Source organism: Halobellus ruber, assembly GCF_014212355.1.
Lineage (GTDB): Archaea > Halobacteriota > Halobacteria > Halobacteriales > Haloferacaceae > Haloquadratum > Haloquadratum rubrum.
In genome coordinates this window covers 419321-438134 of record NZ_JACKXD010000003.1, presented here as the reverse complement: position 1 = coordinate 438134, position 18814 = coordinate 419321, and the positions used below count along the sequence as shown (strand labels likewise).

19 protein-coding genes are annotated in these 18814 nt (G+C 67.4%); 11 read left to right on the top strand and 8 right to left on the bottom strand.

Translation table 11 applies throughout. The features are described 5' to 3' along the window. Positions 1-40 precede the first annotated feature (40 nt). Both H5V44_RS10550 and H5V44_RS10545 read right to left on the bottom strand, forming a co-directional pair. Entirely contained in the window at positions 41-1210 is a 1170-nt protein-coding gene (locus tag H5V44_RS10550) for an extracellular solute-binding protein (protein WP_185193073.1), read from the bottom strand. Positions 1211-1316: 106 nt separating this feature from the next. Further along, positions 1317-2831, bottom strand: coding sequence for an aldehyde dehydrogenase family protein (locus tag H5V44_RS10545; RefSeq protein WP_185193072.1), 1515 nt, complete (start codon positions 2829-2831; stop codon positions 1317-1319). A gap of 116 nt (positions 2832-2947) precedes the next feature. Between H5V44_RS10545 and H5V44_RS10540 the strand changes: the two genes are divergently transcribed. After that, positions 2948-4219, top strand: coding sequence for an iron-containing alcohol dehydrogenase (locus H5V44_RS10540; RefSeq protein ID WP_221625677.1), 1272 nt, complete (start codon positions 2948-2950; stop codon positions 4217-4219). A 46-nt stretch (positions 4220-4265) separates the two neighbouring features. Here the strand turns inward: H5V44_RS10540 and H5V44_RS10535 are convergent, their stop codons facing one another. Continuing rightward, positions 4266-5063 carry an IclR family transcriptional regulator gene (locus tag H5V44_RS10535; protein ID WP_185193071.1) on the bottom strand — a complete coding sequence of 266 codons (798 nt, stop codon included), beginning with the start codon at positions 5061-5063 and terminating at the stop codon, positions 4266-4268. 861 nt (positions 5064-5924) lie between these two features. Here H5V44_RS10535 and proC point away from each other — a divergent pair. From proC to H5V44_RS10520, 3 genes are read left to right on the top strand one after another with little or no spacing between them, the layout of a single operon-like run. Next, complete coding sequence (proC, locus tag H5V44_RS10530; RefSeq protein ID WP_185193070.1) at positions 5925-6698, top strand: pyrroline-5-carboxylate reductase; 774 nt, start codon at positions 5925-5927, stop codon at positions 6696-6698. Beyond that, entirely contained in the window at positions 6695-7522 is an 828-nt protein-coding gene (proB, locus tag H5V44_RS10525) for a glutamate 5-kinase (protein WP_185193069.1), read from the top strand. Before proC ends, proB begins: the two co-directional genes overlap by 4 nt. Then, positions 7519-8874, top strand: a complete 1356-nt coding sequence (locus H5V44_RS10520) for a glutamate-5-semialdehyde dehydrogenase (protein ID WP_185193068.1) — start codon at positions 7519-7521, stop codon at positions 8872-8874. Before proB ends, H5V44_RS10520 begins: the two co-directional genes overlap by 4 nt. 12 nt (positions 8875-8886) lie before the next feature. Here the strand turns inward: H5V44_RS10520 and msrA are convergent, their stop codons facing one another. Next, the gene (msrA, locus tag H5V44_RS10515) at positions 8887-9414 is read right to left on the bottom strand and encodes a peptide-methionine (S)-S-oxide reductase MsrA (protein WP_185193067.1); all 528 of its coding nucleotides are present in this window, start codon (positions 9412-9414) and stop codon (positions 8887-8889) included. A 157-nt stretch (positions 9415-9571) separates the two neighbouring features. Here msrA and H5V44_RS10510 point away from each other — a divergent pair, with 157 nt between their 5' ends. From H5V44_RS10510 to H5V44_RS10500, 3 genes are read left to right on the top strand one after another with little or no spacing between them, the layout of a single operon-like run. Next, entirely contained in the window at positions 9572-9871 is a 300-nt protein-coding gene (locus tag H5V44_RS10510) for a sulfurtransferase TusA family protein (protein WP_185193066.1), read from the top strand. A gap of 1 nt (position 9872) precedes the next feature. Continuing rightward, positions 9873-10196 (top strand): rhodanese-like domain-containing protein, encoded by a 324-nt coding sequence (locus H5V44_RS10505; RefSeq protein ID WP_185193065.1) that lies wholly within the window; start codon positions 9873-9875, stop codon positions 10194-10196. Positions 10197-10200: 4 nt separating this feature from the next. Further along, on the top strand, positions 10201-10611 hold the full coding sequence (locus H5V44_RS10500; RefSeq protein WP_185193064.1) for a desampylase: 411 nt from the start codon (positions 10201-10203) through the stop codon (positions 10609-10611). Positions 10612-10658: 47 nt separating this feature from the next. On the opposite strand, the gene H5V44_RS10495 is transcribed toward H5V44_RS10500, so the two are convergent. Further along, on the bottom strand, positions 10659-10880 hold the full coding sequence (locus H5V44_RS10495) for a hypothetical protein (RefSeq protein ID WP_185193063.1): 222 nt from the start codon (positions 10878-10880) through the stop codon (positions 10659-10661). A gap of 236 nt (positions 10881-11116) precedes the next feature. After that, a complete protein-coding gene (ubaA, locus tag H5V44_RS10490) occupies positions 11117-11965 on the bottom strand; it encodes an SAMP-activating enzyme E1 (RefSeq protein WP_185193062.1) in 849 nt (282 codons plus the stop codon). Positions 11966-12147: 182 nt separating this feature from the next. On the opposite strand from ubaA, the gene H5V44_RS10485 reads away from it, so the two are divergent. The 3 genes from H5V44_RS10485 (at position 12148) to H5V44_RS10475 (ending at position 14344) form a co-directional block, all read left to right on the top strand. Beyond that, positions 12148-12408, top strand: coding sequence for a MoaD/ThiS family protein (locus H5V44_RS10485; RefSeq protein ID WP_185193061.1), 261 nt, complete (start codon positions 12148-12150; stop codon positions 12406-12408). 71 nt (positions 12409-12479) lie between these two features. Beyond that, positions 12480-13706, top strand: coding sequence for an MFS transporter (locus tag H5V44_RS10480; protein ID WP_185193060.1), 1227 nt, complete (start codon positions 12480-12482; stop codon positions 13704-13706). Between the two features lie 170 nt (positions 13707-13876). Then, on the top strand, positions 13877-14344 hold the full coding sequence (locus H5V44_RS10475) for an ester cyclase (protein WP_185193059.1): 468 nt from the start codon (positions 13877-13879) through the stop codon (positions 14342-14344). A gap of 54 nt (positions 14345-14398) precedes the next feature. Here H5V44_RS10475 and H5V44_RS10470 read toward each other — a convergent pair whose 3' ends face one another. After that, positions 14399-15700: a cytochrome P450 gene (locus H5V44_RS10470; protein ID WP_185193058.1), complete on the bottom strand. Its 1302-nt coding sequence runs from the start codon at positions 15698-15700 to the stop codon at positions 14399-14401. A gap of 106 nt (positions 15701-15806) precedes the next feature. On the opposite strand from H5V44_RS10470, the gene H5V44_RS10465 reads away from it, so the two are divergent. Continuing rightward, positions 15807-17594, top strand: a complete 1788-nt coding sequence (locus H5V44_RS10465; protein WP_185193057.1) for a hybrid sensor histidine kinase/response regulator — start codon at positions 15807-15809, stop codon at positions 17592-17594. Between the two features lie 9 nt (positions 17595-17603). On the opposite strand, the gene H5V44_RS10460 is transcribed toward H5V44_RS10465, so the two are convergent. Next, positions 17604-18602, bottom strand: a complete 999-nt coding sequence (locus tag H5V44_RS10460) for a hypothetical protein (RefSeq protein ID WP_185193056.1) — start codon at positions 18600-18602, stop codon at positions 17604-17606. Positions 18603-18814: the final 212 nt, after the last annotated feature.

Here is an 18814-nt window from a genome sequence, read left to right as displayed (position 1 = left end):
TGGACGGGCCGGTCGTGCGACGGTCCTTCACCCGACATCGTTACCCCGAGCTCACTGCCATCTTGGAGATCCGGTCGGCGAACTTCGAGAAGTTGGAGTTGATGTAGTCGAACTTCGGCCACGCGATGAGCTTTGCCTCCTCGCTGTTGTTCGGGAGGTCCTCGTCGAGCTTGTCGGTGGCGTACTCCATGTTCTCGTTGGTGAACAGCGTGGGGCTGTTCTCCGACCACGTGGTCTGGGTGTCGGCGTCGAGCAGGAAGTTCAGGAAGTCCTCGGCCATCCGCCGTTTGTCGGTGCCGCGGACCGGACACCAGTGGTTGACGAACCCGCTGTTTTTGCTGGGAGCGAAGTGGCTCAACCCGTCGTAGTCGTCGATGTCGAACGCGGTCTGCTCGTAGTACCACTGGGCGTAGTCGATGACCCCGTTCTCGAAGAACTGCCAGATGTCCTCGCCCGAGGTGGCCCACCCCGTGATCGGCCACTCGTTTTCGATGTAATCGAAGACCTCCATCGTCATCTCCTCGTTGTAGATTTCCCCGGCGAGTTCCATCTCGTCCATCGCGACCGCGGCGTCGTGCTGTGGGAACCACCAGAACCCTTTGTCGATGCCGATCCCGGCGCTGTTCTGGACCGTGTCGGAGGCGAGGTCGGCCCACGAGTTCGGCTCGAAGTCCCCGTCGTTGCGGTAGATCATCGTCGTCGGCGCGCCGTCGATCGGCACGCCGAACTCCGTCGTCCGGAAGTCGGTGTAGTAGTCGATGACGTTGTCGAGGTTCGGGACGTTTTCCGACCGTACCGGGAGGAAGAGGTCGTCCGCGCGGCCGAGGAGGTAGAAGTACCCCTCGGTGATCGTGACGTCGAACGGCGGCTGGTCCTCGGGCGCCGACCGGATCTGCGCGAGGATCTCGTTCCACCCGCGGTTGACTTGGAGGGTGCCGCCGGTCCGCTCCTCGTACATCGGCTTGATTGTCTCCTCGAAGCGGTCGGCGTAGTTCCCGCTCCATACCATCACCCGGAGCGTCTCGCCGCTGAAGTCCGGGCCGCTCCCGCTCTCGCCGGCGGTGCCCCCGCCGCCACCACCCCCGGCGAGGGCGGAACAGCCGGCGAGCGCGGTCGCCGTCCCGGCACCTGCCGCCGCGAGGAACGCCCGACGGCTGGAACTGGTGTGGTCTGGCGACTCGTCTCGGGATCGCGGAGTACCGTCTCGCATAGGTGTATTGCTATTTCGAACAATCGTATAAAAACGTTGTCCTGAACAGAACGACAATACCGGATACGATGCTTCCTCGGTGGGAGCGGTGCGGTTCCGACGTCGGCTATAACTCGGGTTCGTCGAGGTTCACGTAGACGCTCTTCTGCCGTTGGTAGTGGTCGAGCGCCTCGAGCCCCAGGTCCTTGCCGAAGCCCGACCGCTTGAACCCGCCGTAGGGGGCGTCGGGCATGATCGGTCCGTACTCGTTGACGTACACCAGCCCGGCCTCCAAGTCGTCGGCGGTCCGGTGGACCAGCGACGTGCGCTCGGTTCCGATCCCGGCGGCGAGCCCGTACTGGGTGTCGTTCGCCAGTTCGATCGCCTCGTCGTACTCCGCGAACGTCTGGATCGTCTGGACCGGCCCGAAGATCTCCTCCGACCCGATCGTCATCCCGTTTCTCACCCCGCCGAACACGGTCGGTTCGACGTAGTAGCCCTCCGAGAGCGCCGGATCGTCCGGCTGCCCGCCGCCGCAGAGCAGTTCGGCCTCCTTCTTACCGGTCTCGATGTACTCCATCACGGTCTCGAACTGGCTCTCGGAAGTCAGCGGCCCCATCGTGGTCTCCTCGTCTAAGGGGTCGCCGAGGACGTAGGACTCGGCGGTCTCGACGAACCGGTCGGTGAACTCCTCGGCGATCGACTCGTGGACCAGCGCGCGGGAGAAGGCATCACAGATCTCGCCGGTGCTGTAGAAGATGCCGTCGGCGACGGCCGGGACGACCTTGTCGAGATCGGCGTCCGGAAAGACGACGAACGGGGATTTGCCGCCGAGTTCCATCGTCACCGGCGCAACCCGGTCGGCCGCCGCACGCATCACGCCGCTGCCGACGGCGGTGCTGCCGGTAAAGGAGACCTTTCGAACGTCCTCGTGTTCGGCGACCGCCTGCCCGACGTCGCTGCCGGATCCCGGCACGACGTTGAGGACGCCGTCGGGGAAGATCCCCGCCGAGAGCTGTGCGGCCCGGATCGTCGACAGCGGCGTGTCGCTTGCGGGTTTCAGCACGCAGGCGTTCCCCGCTGCGAGCGCGGGCCCGAGCTTCCAGGCGGCCGCCCACAGGGGGTAGTTCCACGGAACGATCCCGCCGACGACGCCGTAGGGCTCCTGTTTGGTGTAGAGGTGGAGATCCTCCCCGGCGGGCACTTCGCTGCCGCGCTGTGCACGGACGGCCGAGGCGTAAAATTCTATAGTGTCGATCGCGCCCTCGACCTCGCCGCGGGCCTGTGAGATCGGCTTGCCGCAGTCCAGACACTCGAGCAGCGTGAGTTCCTCGACGTGGTCCGACAAGACATCGGCCCACTCAAACAGACGCTTCGAGCGGTCGCGGACGGTGGCTTCCTCCCACCCGCCGTCGAACGCCTCCCACGCCGTGTCGACCGCGTCGTCGACGTCGTCGGCGTCACACTGCGGCACCTCGACGATCGGCTCGCCGATCACCGGATCCTCGATTCCGCGTGTCGGGCCGTCGGTGCGGCGCTCGCCGTCGATCCATCCGCCGAGCTCGACGTCGGCCGTCGCCGCCCGGTGTTTCGAGCGGTGTCGCTCGGCGATCGCGCTACCGTCCGGTTGTGGACTGCCCATACGGACCCTCTCTGTCACCGGTTCAAAAATCTTCCCACAACAGGAACCGCATCGATCGAAACGAGTAATCGCTTCTTCATACCATACTTTTTTGTACTGACTTTTGGGATTCTCGTATGGATGCGACACCACACCCACGACCGTTCGACGAGCAGTACGGACGCCCTCTCGGCACGGAGTCCCGGACGATGAGCCTCGGCGAGTACACCTTCTCGTTCCCGATCTGGGTCGAGTTCGGCAACGGAAAGAGCGAGCGCACCGGCGACGTCATCGACGTCAAGGGCTGGGACAGCGCCCTGGTCGTCACTGACCGGGGAATCAGGGCGGCGGGCATCCTCGACGGCGTCGAATCCTCGCTCGACGCCGAAGGGATCGACTACGAGATCTACGACGACGTCGAGCCCAACCCGACGGAGGCGATGGTCCACGACGCCCTGGAGACGCTGAACGCCGGCGACTTCGACGTGGTCGTCGCCGTGGGCGGCGGCAGCGTCATCGACACGGCGAAATGCGCGACGCTCCTGCAGACCAACCCGGGACCGCTCTCGGAGTACGAGGTCAACGATCCGGAGGACGTCACTGCGGGCAGCATCGAGAACCACACGCACCCGCTGATCACGATCCCGACGACCTCGGGGACCGGCAGCGAGGTCGACTACTGGGCCGTGATCACCGCCGAGGACCGGGCGTTCAAGATGGCGATCGGCCAGCCCCCGCTGTACCCCGACGGGCCGTACCTCGGCGCCGAGGTGTCGCTGGTGGACCCCGAACTGACCGCGTCGCTCCCGCCGCGGCAGACCGCCGCGACCGGGTTCGACGCGTTCTCCCACGCCTTGGAGAACCACGTCGCCGCCGGCGCCCCGGAACTCGTCAAGCCGTACACGAAACACGTGATGGGGCTCGTCCCGGAGTACCTGCCGGAGGCCTACGAGACGGGCGATATGGAGGCCCGCGAGCAGATGCTGTACGGGTCGCACATGGCGGGGTTCTGCGAGAACTTCGCCGGGTTCGGCGCGATCCACTCGCTTGCGGAGGTCACGGGAGGGATGTACCCGGAGATCCCGCACGGCGAGGCGATCGCGGCCTTCACCGCGCCGGTGATGCGGTACAACCTGGAGCAGTACCCCGCTCGCTACGCGGAGGTCGCCGAGGCGATGGGACTCGACACCGACGGGCTGTCCGACGTCGAAGCCGCTCATAAGGCGGTCGAGGCGGTCGAGGCCCTGATCGACGAGGTCGACCTCCCGTCGAGCCTGCGCGAACTCGGCGTCGACGAGGCGGATCTCCCCGAGATCGCCGAGACGTCGCTCGACACGATCGAGATCCACGACAATCCCCGCGACGCCGACGCCGAGGACCTGCTCGACGTCGCCCGCGACGCCTACTGAGTTTCCCGCCGGGTTCGTGCCGCGCCATCCTGGCCGAGTTTACCGGTCAGGCCCCGGCCATCGCCGCGAGTTCGGATTCCAGCGAGTCGACGACCTCTGCCAGCGCCTGCGGTATCTCGCGGTCGAGTACCGGGCCGTCGATCCGGTAGGTGGGCCCGGAGACGCTGACCGCGCCGAGCACCGTCCCGTCGGCCGCGGTCACCGGCCGCCCGACGCTCCGGAGCCCCTCGGTGTAGTATCGATCCCCGACGGCGTAGCCCCGCTCGCGGGTCCGATCGAGTTCCACGAACAGCTCCTCCCGGGACGTGATCGTGTGGTCGGTCAGCGCCGACAACCCCCACTCGTCGACGACCGTCTCGACCCGCTCCCGGGGGTACGTCGACAGGATCGCCAGCCCCGAGCCGGTGGCGTGCATCGGGTAGTAGGTCCCGATGTTCGCCCGGTACCGCTTGGAGCCGTCTTCGGTACCGTACTTCGCCCACTTGTGGTACGACTCGGCGACCGTGATCACCCGGCCGTGGTCGTCGACGACGAAGTCACACTCCTCCTCGGTTCGGTCCGAGAGCTCCTCGACTGCGGCTTTGACCGCGGAGAACCAGTACCACCGCTCCCGGGCGTACTCCCCGAGGTTCAGGAACTTGAACCCGATGTGGTACACCTCCCCGGACTTGGTGAGATAGCCGGCGCGTTCCAGCGTCGTGAGGTGCTTGTGGGCGGTGCTCTTGGCCATCCCGTGGGCATCGATGATGTCGGAGACCCGCGCCCCGTCGGCCTCCCGGATCGTGGAGAGGATCTCCAGCGACGTCCGGGTCGTCTTCACGGTAAGTTGGTCGGGGTCTGCCATCCTTGCACATACTCGCGCCCGGACTGAATTAACAGTTTCGTATGCTCGAACGGGGTCCGGTTCGGGGCGGCCGCCGGACGACGTCCCCGTGGCCCGCGTCGGCGGAGCGTTCGCCCCGCTTCCGACGCCGAGTCGACGGCCGGCGGCGTCGATCACGGACCCGGATACATCCGGAACCCGTCGCGGCGTTCGCCGGTTACTGGCCCTGACGGGGCTGTACTCCTCCACGTGTCCGCGGCGTGGACCGCGCCGCTCCCTTCTCGGTACGGCTTCGCGTCCGGACTATGCGGTCGGGTTAGCCTCTCCCACCGGCGACAGACTCCGTGCTCGGCCCCCGAACCGTGCCTCGTCGCGAACGATAAAAAAGTTCCATCGAATCGAACTTTCATAAACGAACATCGAGACGGTACTAACACGTGTACCTATGTTAGGGTCGTCGTGGCCATAGCGTGCGACCGCGTCAATACCACGACGGCGCCGGTGCGTGCGGTTGCGGACGTCGGACCGGGATCGGCGGAGTCGTTCGCTACAGGCTTATAGTATACGATGAAGAACGAACTGAGAAATGTAATTTGGCTGTGATAACAGAAAAGCAATTTTCAGCCGACCGAATCGGCAGAAATCAGAAAAGCCAGAAAAAATAAAAAATCAAACTATTATTGTTGTATTACTTGTACCGTCACAGAGCGACTCGATGCGCTCGCGGGCAACGATCCGAAAGAGGCAGATACTGAATGAAAGTTCGTTACATACGAACGCGGTCGACGACCGAGCAGGGACGGGCGGCGAGGGTGGGTGGCGCCGTCCCCCGGCGCGAAACCAAAGTTCGTATATCGGCGGCCCCGCCTACAGGACAGTACAATGATCGACGTCAGCGTGATCGGCTGCGGAAACATGGGGAGCGCCCTGATCACGGGGCTCTCCCGGGCCGGCGGCTACCGTATCACGGCCTACGACGTGGACCCCGAGGCCCTGGAGGCGATCTCGGCGCACTGCGACCGGACGACCACCGATCTCGGTGACGTCCGCGACTCCGAACTCGTCGTGCTCGCGGTGAAACCCGACATCGTCCCGATCGTGCTCGAGGACCTCGACCTCCGGGCCGAGCAGACGCTCGTCACCATCGCGGCCGGCGTCTCCCGGGCCCGCGTCGCCGCCGAGACCGGCGCCACGGTCGTCCGGATCATGCCCAACCTCGCCGCGGAGACGCAGACGATGGCCGCGGCCGTGTCGTGGGACGACCCCGACGAGACCGTCCGGCAGATGCTCTCGGACCTCGGCGAGTACGTCGAGATCGACGAGGACCGGATGCACGTCGCCACCGCCCTGAACGGCAGCGGCCCGGCGTTCGTCTTCTATCTGATCCGGGCGATGCAGGAACGCGCCGTCGCGGAGGGGCTCGACCCCGCCGACGCCCGGACGCTCGCGGCACAGACGTTCAAAGGCGCCGCCGAGACCGTGCTCCGCTCCGACCGCGACCTCGATGCGCTGATCGACGCGGTCTGCTCGCCCGGCGGGACCACCATCGAGGGGATGGAGGTCCTGTTCGACAGCGACGTCGACGACGTCGTGGGCGACGCCCTGAGCGCCGCCCGCCGGCGCTCGGAGGAACTCGCGGGGGACGACACGGAATGAACGCTGTCGCCACCGAGGACGTCGACCACGCCCGGAGTCTCGCGGCCGAGGCCGGCCGGGTCGTGGTCAAGGCCGGGACCAACTCCCTCACCAACGACGAATCGAAGCTCGACGACGGGAAACTCGACAAGCTCGTCGACGACATCGCCGACCTGATCGACCGCGAGAGGGAGGTCGTCCTGGTCTCCTCGGGGGCGATCGGCGCCGGGAAGGGCCGGATCGGGTTCGACCCCGACGACACCGTCGAGGAGTCCCAGGCGGTCTCGACCATCGGGCAGAGCCACCTGATGCGGCGGTACACCGAGAGCTTCGAGCGCTACGGGCTGACGGTCGCCCAGATCCTGGTGACCGACCAGGACCTCGAGGACCCCGAGCGGTTCACCAACTTCAAGAACACCGTCGAGACGCTCCTGTCGTGGGGCGTCGTGCCGATCATCAACGAAAACGACGCGGTCGCCACCGAGGAGATCCGGATCGGCGACAACGACATGCTCTCGGCGTCGGTCACCGTCGCGGTCGGCGCCGACCTGCTGGTCACGCTGACCGACGTGGCCGGCGTCTACACGGCCAATCCCAAGGACGACCCCGACGCGGAGCTGATCGACGCGGTCGGCCGGAACTACGACGCGGTCGAACGGATCGTCGAGGAGACCGCAAGCGGCTCCTTCGGCGGGATCCGGACGAAAGTCCGGGGCGCCCGGACCGTGAGCGAGCACGGCATCCCCGCGATCATCGCGGAGTCGACCGAACCCGACGTGCTCGAAGCCATCGCCACCGAACAGTCAATCGGAACCATCTTCCTCCCCATCAACGATCACGTATGAACCACCACACCACCGACCGAGCCGCCGAAACGAAGATCACCGACGCACAGTCCGCGGCCCTGGAGCTCGCGAACCTCCCCGAGTCGACCCGGAACGACGCGCTGCACGCGATCGCCGACGCGATCGAGGCCAACGCCGACGCGATCCTCGACGCCAACGAACGGGACGTCGCCGCGGCCGAGGAGCTACTGGCGGCCGGCGAGTACACCCAGGCGTTCGTCGACCGGCTGACGCTCTCGGCGTCGAAACTCGAGAGCATCGCCGGGATGGTCCGCAGCGTCGCGGGCCAGGACGACCCCCTCGGGCGGACGCTCGCGGCCCGCGAACTCGACGCCGACCTCGAACTCTACAAGGTGTCGGTGCCGATCGGCGTCCTCGGCGCGGTGTTCGAGTCCCGGCCCGACGCCTTGGTGCAGATCGCCGCGCTCAGCCTCAAATCCGGCAACGCAGTCGTGCTCAAGGGGGGCAGCGAGGCCACGCACTCCAACCGGATCCTCTTCGAGATCATCGTCGAGGCCGCCGCCGACGCCGACGTCCCCGACGGGTGGGCCCAGCTGATCGAGGCCCGCGAGGACGTCCAGACCCTGCTCGAACGCGACGACGCGGTCGACCTGCTCATGCCCCGCGGGAGCTCGTCGTTCGTGAGCTACGTCGAGGACAACACCTCGATCCCCGTCCTCGGCCACACGGAGGGCGTCTGTCACGTCTACGTCGACAGCGAGGCGGACCTGGGGATGGCCGCGGACGTCGCCTACGACGCGAAGGTCCAGTACCCCGCGGTCTGTAACGCCGTCGAGACCCTGCTGGTCCACGAGTCGGTCGCCGAGGAGTTCCTCCCCGCGATGGCCGACCGCTACCGCGAGGCCGGCGTCGAACTCCGCGGCGACGAGCGGGTTCGAGACGTCATCGACGCCGAGGCGGCGACCGACGCGGACTGGCGGACCGAGTACGGCGACCTGATCCTCGCGATCAGGGTGGTCGACTCCGTTGCCGACGCGATCGACCACATCAACACGAACGGCTCGAAGCACACCGAGTCGATACTGACTGAGGACCAGGACGCCGCGGCGCGGTTTATGCACGGCATCGACGCCGCGAGCGTCTTCCACAACGCCTCGACCCGCTTTGCCGACGGCTACCGGTTCGGGCTGGGCGCGGAGGTGGGAATTAGCACCGGAAAGACCCACGCCCGCGGCCCGGTCGGGCTGGAGGGGCTCACCACCTACAAGTACCACCTGGAGGGCGACGGCCACCTGGTCGCCACCTACGCCGGCGAGGACCCCCGGCCGTTCACCCACGCCGACTTCGAGGGCGAGTGGACGCCCGGGCGACTCTCGGATCGAGAGGAGTAGACGACAGCCGGTCTACTGTGCGACCTTCTCGGCGAACCGCTCGCGGACCTTCTCGACTTTCGGCTTCGCGTGCATCCGGCAGTAGGCGTCGCGTGGGTTCTTCGCGAAGTAGTCCTGATGTTTCTCCTCGGCGCGCCAGAACCGCTCCAGCGGTTCGACCTCGGTCACGATCTCGTCGTCGTACTCCGGGTCCAGCGCCTCGATGTACGCCTCGGCCTGTTCCCGCTGAGTCTCGTCGTGGTACAGCACGATCGAGCGGTACTGCGACCCCACGTCGGGACCCTGCCGGTTCAACTGCGTGGGGTCGTGCGTGGCAAAGAAGACTTCGAGCAGGTCGTCGTAGCCGATGACGTCGGGATCGTATTCGACCTGGACGACCTCCGCGTGGCCGGTGCTTCCGGAGCAGACCTCCCGGTAGGTCGGGTCGTCGGTGTCGCCGCCGGCGTACCCTGACGTGACCGACTCGACGCCGTCGAGGACTTCCATTGCGGCCTCGGTACACCAGAAACACCCGCCGCCGAACGTCGCTTGCGCCGTCATACCCCACAGTTGGGCGCCGAACGGTATGTAGCTGACGCGCGGCCGGCGGTCCGCGGCTCCGGAGGCTCGACGTCGCCGGCGTGTGCGCCGTCGGAGATAGGAGTCAACTCTGCACGGTCCGAAATGGGTTTAGTCGCTGGACGTGTACGTAATCGTAATGTCAGAATCAGGCTGGGAGGGCGTCGTCGACCTCCCCGACGAACTCGACGACGAGACGGCAGAGGAACTGTTCGAGCGGGCGACGGAGGTACAGGACATGACCGGCGAGGTCTGCCCGTACCCCCAGGTCGAGGCGAAGAAGGCGATCCAGAGCCTCGAATCGGGCGACCTCCTCGTCCAGGAGACCGACCACGTCCCGAGCACCGAGAACGTCCCGAAGTCGGTCGAGGGGCAGGCCGACGCCAACGTCTGGAAGAGCGGCGACGGACGCTACCGGATCTTCCTCCGGAAACAGTAAGATGGTCGAGGAAGTTCCCCCCGAAGACGTCAAGGATCGGATCGACAACGGCGACGACACCCAGATCATCGACATCCGGTCGCCCGCGCAGTTCGAGCAGGGCCACATCCCCGGCGCGATCAACATTCCGATGGCGGAGCTCCCCAGCCGGGTCGACGAGGTCGAGTGGAGCGACGACGTGGTCGTGGCGTGTCCCATCGGCCAGTCGTCGGTCCAGGCCGCCCGGCTCATTGGGAGCTACGAGGGCGTCGACGACGACTCGTCGGTCAGCAGTATGGCCGGCGGCTACGAGGCCTGGGAGTACGACCTCGAAACCGAGGAGTGACCGCGTGCTGACGCTCACCCGCGAGGCCTACGACGAGATCGTCTACCAGGGGTACGGCGGCGGGAGCGAGGAGATCTGCGGCGTCCTCGCCGGCGACTACGGCGACGAGGCGAGCCACGTCGCCGACGTCTACCCCGTCGAGAACGCCGCCGACACCCCGCAGATCCGGTACGCGATGGATCCGGAGGAACAGCTCGCGGTGATCGACGAGATCGAGGACGCCGGATCGGCGGTCGTGGGCTTCTATCACAGCCACCCCGCGGGGCCGACCCACCCCAGCGAAACCGACGCCGAGCGCGCGACGTGGCCGGGCTACTCCTATGCGATCTGTGCGTTCGACGGCTACCCGTTCTTGGGCTCGTGGCGGTGGCGCGGCGACGGCTTCGAGGGCGAGCGGGTCGCCGTCGAGGGGTAGTTCACCTCAAGCGGCCGGCTGCCGGCCGCAGTCCGGATTCGCCGGGGTCAGCAGCACTCGTCGCCGTCCGGGCGCCACTCGCAGGCGTCGCCGACGGTGAGCGCGTTCTTGTCGATGTACACGGAGAGACAGGCGTAGTTACAGAAGTACACCGGCGACCCGCAGCCGTCGTCGCAGTCGCGGACGCAGACCGGATCGTGATCGAAGATCCGCGAGCCGCAGTACGCACACGTCTCGTTCGCGTCGGGCGTCTCGACGGTCGTCGACATATCCACATCGAACGAGGCCCCGGGACAAAACGGTTCGGCGGACGGGTTCACGGGGCGGACGAGCGGCCGGTTCGGGCGTCGGGAGCCGTCAGGACGGGCGCACGTCCGGAGCCACCGGACGGCCACGATCGTCGAGCGACCGCCGGCGCCGTCTCATACGGATTATTGTAACTAATTACCGGTCATCGCCGGCGGCGGGGTCGGCGATGACCGGCAATTGACTACAATAATCCGTATCAGTCGTCGGAGACCGCCGGCTCGGCCTCGCGGGTGATCGAACACGAGGCGGTGTACTCCACGTCGTGGACGGAATCGATCGCGGGGTCGTCGCCGCAGACCGGGCAGTCGTCCTTCTTCGTGATCTCGACCGTGTCGAACTCCATCTCGAGGGCGTTGTAGAACACCATCCGGCCGTCCAGGAGGTCGCCCTTCCCCAAGGCGTACTTGATGGCCTCGGTGGCCTGAACGCAGCCGACGGTGCCGGGGAGAACGCCCAGCACGCCCGCTGTCGCACAGTTCGGGACCATCCCCGCCGGCGGGGCCTCGGGGAACATACACCGGTAACACGGCGAGTCGTCGCCCCCCGCGAACGTGGTGATCTGCCCTTCGAACTGGAAGATCGAGCCGTGGGAGAAGGGGATGCCCGCGAGGGTACACGCGTCGTTCACCAGGTACCGCGTCTGGAAGTTGTCGGTGCCGTCGACGACGAAGTCGTAGCCGTCGATGAGCGCTTCGATGTTGTCGGGCCCGACGCGGAGTTCGTGTCTCTCGACGTCGACGTCGGGATTCAGATCGGCCACGAACGCCGCGGCGCTGTCGACCTTCTTCCGGCCGACGTCGTCGTCGCCGTGGATGACCTGCCGCTGGAGGTTCGAGAGTTCGACCTCGTCGTCGTCGGCGATCCCGAGGGTCCCGACGCCGGCCGCTGCGAGATACTGGATGATCGGTGATCCGAGCCCGCCCGCGCCGAGCACCAGGACGTTGGCGTCGAGCAGGTCCTTCTGGCCCTCGGGACCGACGTCGTCCATAATGATGTGCCTGGAGTACCGATCCAGCTGCGTCGGGTCGAGATCGAGATCTGACATACGCCTCGGTACGGTGCCATCCCGAATAAGCCCGTTGGAGTCGGGTGTCCCTCGCCGGAGCCGCCGATGCGGGGGACAGCCGTGTCGACGCCGACATCCGGACCGTCCCCGGCGCGTCACAGCCGTCGGGCAGCCGTTGCCGGGGACAGGCCCTTTTTAGGCCGCATCGACCAACGGACGGTATGGCGACGATCAAGATACCAGCGGTACTCGGCGACGGCGGCGCCTCGACGGTCGAGGTCGCCGGCGCCACGCTCGGAGAGGTCTTCGAGAACCACGCGGCCGAACACGGCCCGGGACTCAGGAACAGCGTGTTCGATGACGGCGACATCAAGGAGTTCATCAACGTCTACGTCGACGGCAGCGAGACGTCCGACCCCGACGCCCCGGTCGACGAGGACAGCCGGATCCGGATCATCCCGGCCGCAAGCGGCGGGCGCTGACTCGGCTCCCCCGGAACCCGCCGACGGCGTAACGTCCCCTTTATCATCACCGGGAAGTTGACTCCGAAGCGATGGCTCCCCGCAACGACGCGGTCGTGGACGGCGAGGCGACCGCCGCGTCCGACCCCGAGTGGACGACCTACGGCCTCATCCTGGGTTCCGGGCTGGTCTCGGCGGGGCTTGCGGCCTACGAGATCGTCCCCGCGAGCGTCACCCCGCTCGTCCGCGACTCCCTGGGGATCGGCTCGACCCGGGTCGGCCTGATCGTGGGGGCGATGTTCGGGACCGCGGTCCTGGCGAGCCTTCCGGCGGGGGCGGTGCTCGACCGGACCGACTCCCGGCGGATGATGGCCGCGGCGGTCCTCTCGCTTTTTGTGGCCGGGATCTGGGGGTGGGTCGCGGGTCGCGCCGGCGCCTACTGGCCGCTGATCGCCTCCCGCGTCGTCGGGGGTGCCGCGTACGTCGTGGTGTGGAACGCCGGCATCGACATCGTGAGCCGCGCGGTCGCCCCCGACCGGCGGGCGACGGCGGTCGGGATCTTCACCGCCAGCGGTCCGGTCGGGTTCGCGCTCGGACAGAGCACCGGCCCGCTGGTGGCCGCGCGGCTCGGGTGGCCCGCGATCTTCCCCGCCTACACCGGTCTCGCGCTCGTCGGGTTCGTGCTGTTCTGGAGTACCAGCCGCGGGCTGGGCGGCGCCCGTGCCGACGCCCCCACCCTCTCCGAGTTCGGGACCGTCCTCCGGAGCCGGTCGGTGTGGCTCGCCGGGGCGCTGGGCTTCCTGAGCTACGCGCTGTATCTGTTCGTCAACTCCTGGGGGTCGTCGTACCTGACCGACGAGATCGAACTGTCGCTCGCGCTCAGCGGGGCGGTCGTCGCGGTGTTCCCCGCCGTCGGCGTGGTCTCCCGCGCCGCAAGCGGGCTGCTCTCCGATCGGGTGTTCGGCGGGCGACGCCAGCCCGTGCTGCTCGGGTCGTTCGCGGTTGCGGCGCCGCTGGTGTTGGCCTTCACCCGGCTGGAGTCGGTGCCGGTGCTGGTCGGCGCGCTGTTCTGTGCGGGGTTTGCGATCCAGCTCACGCTCGGGCTCTCCTTTACGTACGTCCGGGAACTCGTCGAGACCAACGTGGCGGCCACGGCGGTAGCGTTCCAGACCAGCGTCGGGCTGGCCGGCGCGTTCGTCTCGCCGATCGCGGGCGGCGCCGTCGTCGACGCCGCGGGGCTCGACGCCGCCTTCCTCGTCGCCGGCGCGCTGGCGGTCGCCGGGATCGTCCTGGCGTGGCGGGCGCCGGAACCCGGGTGACCGCATCACGCCAGCGTCCCCGGCGCTCGCCCGGATCGATCCGGTGTGGCGGGCCGGGACGGCCGCCACGTGACATCGCACAGTGCCGAGAGTCGGACCGCAGGTGCTCCAACCTCCCGGCCGCGACAGCGGCGGTGCCTTTTAAATACGCACACGAGCATATGGGGACGATGAACGCGGATGTGGACCCTCACATCGAGGCAGCGCTCGAAGCGCTCAACCGGCAGGATACCGACGGTCTGGTCGCCGAGTTCGTCGATGGGGGGACGTTCACCGATCCGTTCGTCACCGAGGGGGTGAGCGGGGCCGAACTCCGGGCGTATTTCTCGGACCTCTTCGAGGCTGCGCCCGACCTCCACCTCGACGTCGACCGCGTCGTTTCCCCAGCCGACGGACCGACGGCAATCGAGGGCGCATACGTCGGAACACACCGAGGCACGCTCGACGGGATCCCGCCGACCGGGAACTCGGTCGTCGTTCCCACGATGGTCGTGATCGATGTCTCCCCCGACGGCATCACCGCCTGGCGGGATTACTGGGACAGCCGGACGTTCTTCGAGCAACTGGGATTGACCTTTCCGGAAGTGGTTCCGCTGCTCCCGGGGCTCGCGGTGCGGAAACTCAAGGAGTTCGTGTGACCGCCCCGGTCGGCTCCTGGGCCGACACACGGACCGGGCTACACCCCGGCACGCTCACCGCCGCCTGACGGTCATCGGGAGCCTCCCCTCGGGCGTCGCCGCCACGCGTGCGGAGAGGCGCAGGTCGGAGTCCGGCTCGAACCGGTAGGCCCGACAGAGGCTGGCGAGCACGAGCCGCGTCTCCAGGAGCGCCATCCGCTTGCCGATGCAGGCCCGGGGCCCCGCGCCGAACGGGAGGTAGCGGTAGCCCAACTCCTCGGGGTCGAGGTCGTCCCATCGCGAGGGCCGGAACTCCGTCGGTGCGTCCCAGAACCGTTCGTCGCGGTGGGGAACGGCGGTAAACACGAGGATGTCGGTGCCGGCCTCGACGGTGTAGCCGCCGACCTCGACGTCTGCGGCCGCCATCCGGGGGATCCTGAACGGCGGCGGGTACAGACGGAGCGTCTCGCGGACGACGTTGTCCGTGACCCGGAGCGAATCGAGGTGGTGGGCGCGCGGCGGCGCCCCGTCCAGGACCGCGTCGAGTTCGGCGTGCAGCCGCGACGCGACGTCGGGATGCTCGCCCAGCAGGTGGAGCGCGAACGAGAGGGTGCTGGCGGTGGTCTCGTGGCCGGCAAACAGGAACGTCCGCAACTGGCTCCGGATCTCCGACTCGGTGAGACCGGCGTCGCCCCGGTTGCTGAGCCGTCGCAGCGTCGCCAACATCCCGTCGCCGTCCGGCGCCGCGTCCCGCAACAACTCCGCCGCGATGTCGTCGATGCGCGCCGAGGCGGTCCGGAACCGCCGGCGTGCGGGCGTCGGAACCCACTCGGGCAGCACCCACGAGGTGGGCTTGAACCACTGATCGAGGTCGTCTACCGCCCGCCGGAGGTCCGCGTCCGCGCCGTCGGGGTCGATCGGGTGATCGAAGAGGGTCTCGAAGAGGACCTCGAGCGTCAACGACTTCATCTCATCGAACACGGGGACCCCCTCGCCGTCGGTCCAGCCGTCCGACCGCGATTCGGTCAGCGACACGATCGCGTCGTCGTAGCCGTCGATCCGGCTCGGCCTGAAGAACGTCGAGATCGCGTCGCGCTGGCGCTTCCACTCCTCCCCGGACACCGACGCGAGGCCGTCACCGAACGCGACGGTGTACTGGTCGGATTTGGGTATCCGGTCGCGCTTCTCTACGAGCACCTCGCCGATCGCGTCCGGGTCGGTGACGACGACGAGGTCCGTGTTCAACAATCGGATGCTGGCGACGCCGCCGACGGCGTCCTGGGCCCACGAGCCGACACTGAACGGATCGCGCATCCAGCGGAGCGAGTGCCCCACGACCGGGTACCCCGGCGGTTCCGGCGGTGTGTCTGCGGACATACTCGACCGACGCGCCCGCTGACTACTTACAGTTCCGGCCGGCGGCCGCGTCCGTCCCGCGGGGCCGCCGGTATTATATTGATTCCGGCTAGCCAACGCATATAGGATGGCATACCTCGACTCGGGGCGGATCACCGTCATCCACGCGGATGACGAACCGGATTTCGCCGAGCTAACGTCGATCCGGCTCGAAAAGGAGCTGGACGACTGCGAGCTGCTCACCGCCACGAGTGCGCAGGACGCGTTGACGATGATCGACGAGACGACCGACTGTGTCGTGAGCGACCTGAATATGCCCGGGACGAACGGGCTGGAGCTGTTGGACCAGGTCCGCGAGGAGTACCCGGACCTGCCGTTCATCCTGTTCACCGGGAAGGGCAGCGAGGAGGTCGCGAGCGAGGCGATCAGCCGCGGCGTGACCGACTACATCCAGAAACAGCCCGGATCGGAGGTGTACACCCTGCTGGCAAACCGGATCGAAAACGCCGTCGAGGCGTACCGTGCCGAACAGGCCGCCACGGCGACCCGCGAGCGCTACGAGACGCTCATCGAACAGGCGTCCGACATCGTCTTCGTCGTCGATCCGAACGGAACGTTCCGGTACCTGAGCCCTGCGGTCGAGCGTGTTCTCGGGTACGAGCCGGCGGAGTTGACGGACGAAGTCGGGTTCGAGTACATCCACCCGGACGACCGAGCCGCCGCGGCCGAGGAGTTCGCCAGCGTCGCCGAGGAACCCGGCGGGGTCGTCTCGACGGAGTTCCGGACCTTACACAGCGACGGATCGTGGGTCCCGCTGGAGGTCAGGGGGCGGAACCTCCTCGAGAACCCGCACGTCGAGGGGATCGTGGTCGTCGGGCGCGACATCAGCGACCGGAAGCAACGCGAGCGCGAGCTCGAACTGATCGAGACGCTCGTCCAGCGGTCGGAGGACGCGCTCGTGGTGTTCGATCCCGACGACGGGGCGGTGCAGTGCTTCGACGACACCGCCTGCGAGCTGTCGGGTCGGTCCGAGGAGACGCTCCGCGGCACCCCCGTCACCGACCTCCTGGCGGGGTTCCCGGACTCGGCGGCGTGGGACGAGCACGTCGCGGCGCTCCGGTCGGCGGACAACAGCCTCTACGAGGACGAACTCGTCCGCACGGACGGCCCGAACGTGCCGGTCGAGATCAACGCGACAATCGGGTCGATCGGGGGCACCGAGTACGTGATCACCACCGCACGGGAGAGCGAACCCGCCGAACGGGACGTGCAGACGCTCCAGCGGCGGGTCGACCGGCTCGACGAGTTGGTGTCGGTGATCAGCCACGACCTTCGGAACCCGCTCGAAGTCGCGAGCGGGAACGTGGAACTGGCCCGCGAACAACGGGACAGCGAGCGTCTCGACGCGGCCGCCGACGCGCTCGACCGCAGCCAGGCCCTCATCGACGATCTCCTCGACCTCGCGGGGGAGTACCAGCGGGACAACGAGTTCCAGCGCGTCTCGCTCGCGGAGACGGCAGAGGAGTGTTGGCGGACCATCGACGCCCCCGACGCGACGCTGCTCATCGAAACCGATCGGACGGTTCGGGCCGACGCAAGCAGGCTGAACCGGATTCTGGAGAACCTGCTTCGGAACGCCGTCACGCACGGCCCGGACGGGGTTACGGTCACGGTCGGCGAACTCGACGACCGCGCGGGGTTCTACGTCGAGGACGACGGACCGGGTATTCCCGTCGAGAAGCGGGCGGACGTTTTCGACGCGGGCTACTCGACACGACCCGACGGACCCGGGCTCGGGCTAACCATCGTCCGTACCGTCGCCGACGTCCACGGGTGGGACGTGTCGGTGACCGACGGGCGGGAGGGCGGTGCCCGGTTCGAGGTCGACGGGGTCGAGTTCGTCGCGGACGGCTGACGCCGGTGCCTACTTCAGGCCGCGGGTCGCGAGGTGGTATTTGAGCACCGTCTCCAGCCCCGAGGCGTACTGGTCGATGTCGACCGAGTCGATCAGTTCGTCGAACTCCCGCAGCCGCCCCCGTTCCCGCATCCAGCGTTCGAGCAGGTGCCGTTCGCTTCCGGTTTCGCGTATCCGCGCCGCGACCTCGGACGGCGATGCGCCGGCGGGATCGTCCCCCATCGACTGGAGCGTCTCCGGCCGGACTGCGCCGTTTTCGAGGGCTCGGACGACGACGCCGGAGCTGTAGTCGGCCTCCCGGAGTTCCCGCTCCCAGGTGGTCAGCCAGTTTCCGATCCGCGCCATCTGCTGGCCGTGCCAGACGGCGTTCCGGAGCGACCCCAGATCCGCGCGGTCGAAGCCGGTCGAGTACATCAGGTCGATGTCGGCGTAGACGAACATCGACATGTTGTACGACTCGTGAACGTGCAGTTCCTTCAGGTTCGCCACCTCCGGCGTGTCGTTGAGTAACGCGGTGTACTCGACGGCGTTCAGGATCTGTTTGAAGTCGTACTCGAAGCACTGCCGGTACTGGTCGTGGTTCGGAGCGTCGCGGATCCGGGCGTCGACCTCCGTCCACACCCGCTCGATCGTCTCGATGTACTCCCGGTCGACCCCCGGGGCCTCCACCGCCACGTTGTCGTGGAACGGCACCAGCGCGGCACGATCGAACGTCGCCCGGTCGCCGTGCTTCTCTATGAGGTCGTCGTACAGCGAAACGAGCATCGTGACGATCGTCTTGGTGGCCACGACGTCGTCGGGACGCGTGTCGACGGACGAAAGCTGGATGTGCGGAAACACCGACTGGGTCCACTTCCAGAGGAACCGGTCGCGGTCGCCCGGGCCGGTCGCACAGTCGTCCAACACGCCCCGGACCTCCGCCGGCAGCTCCTGGTTCCGGACGGCGTCGAGAACCTCCTGTCGCTCGCCCTCGGTGAGGTACCCGGGCGTCGAGTTCGTCGCTCCCATACGGTTACGTGTCTTCCCGGAACGGCCATCCTCACTTATTAGTTGGCCTCCGATTATCCGAATTGATAATTTATCGCGTGATACAACACCCGAAAACGGCGCCGGCGTCAGGTCGCTTTCGTAACTCGGATACCATAACAGTCGAACAGCGTAGGGTCGGCTTCCCGCGCCGCCCTCGCGTTCCTGCTCGCTGGGGGCGTGACCGCGTTCGC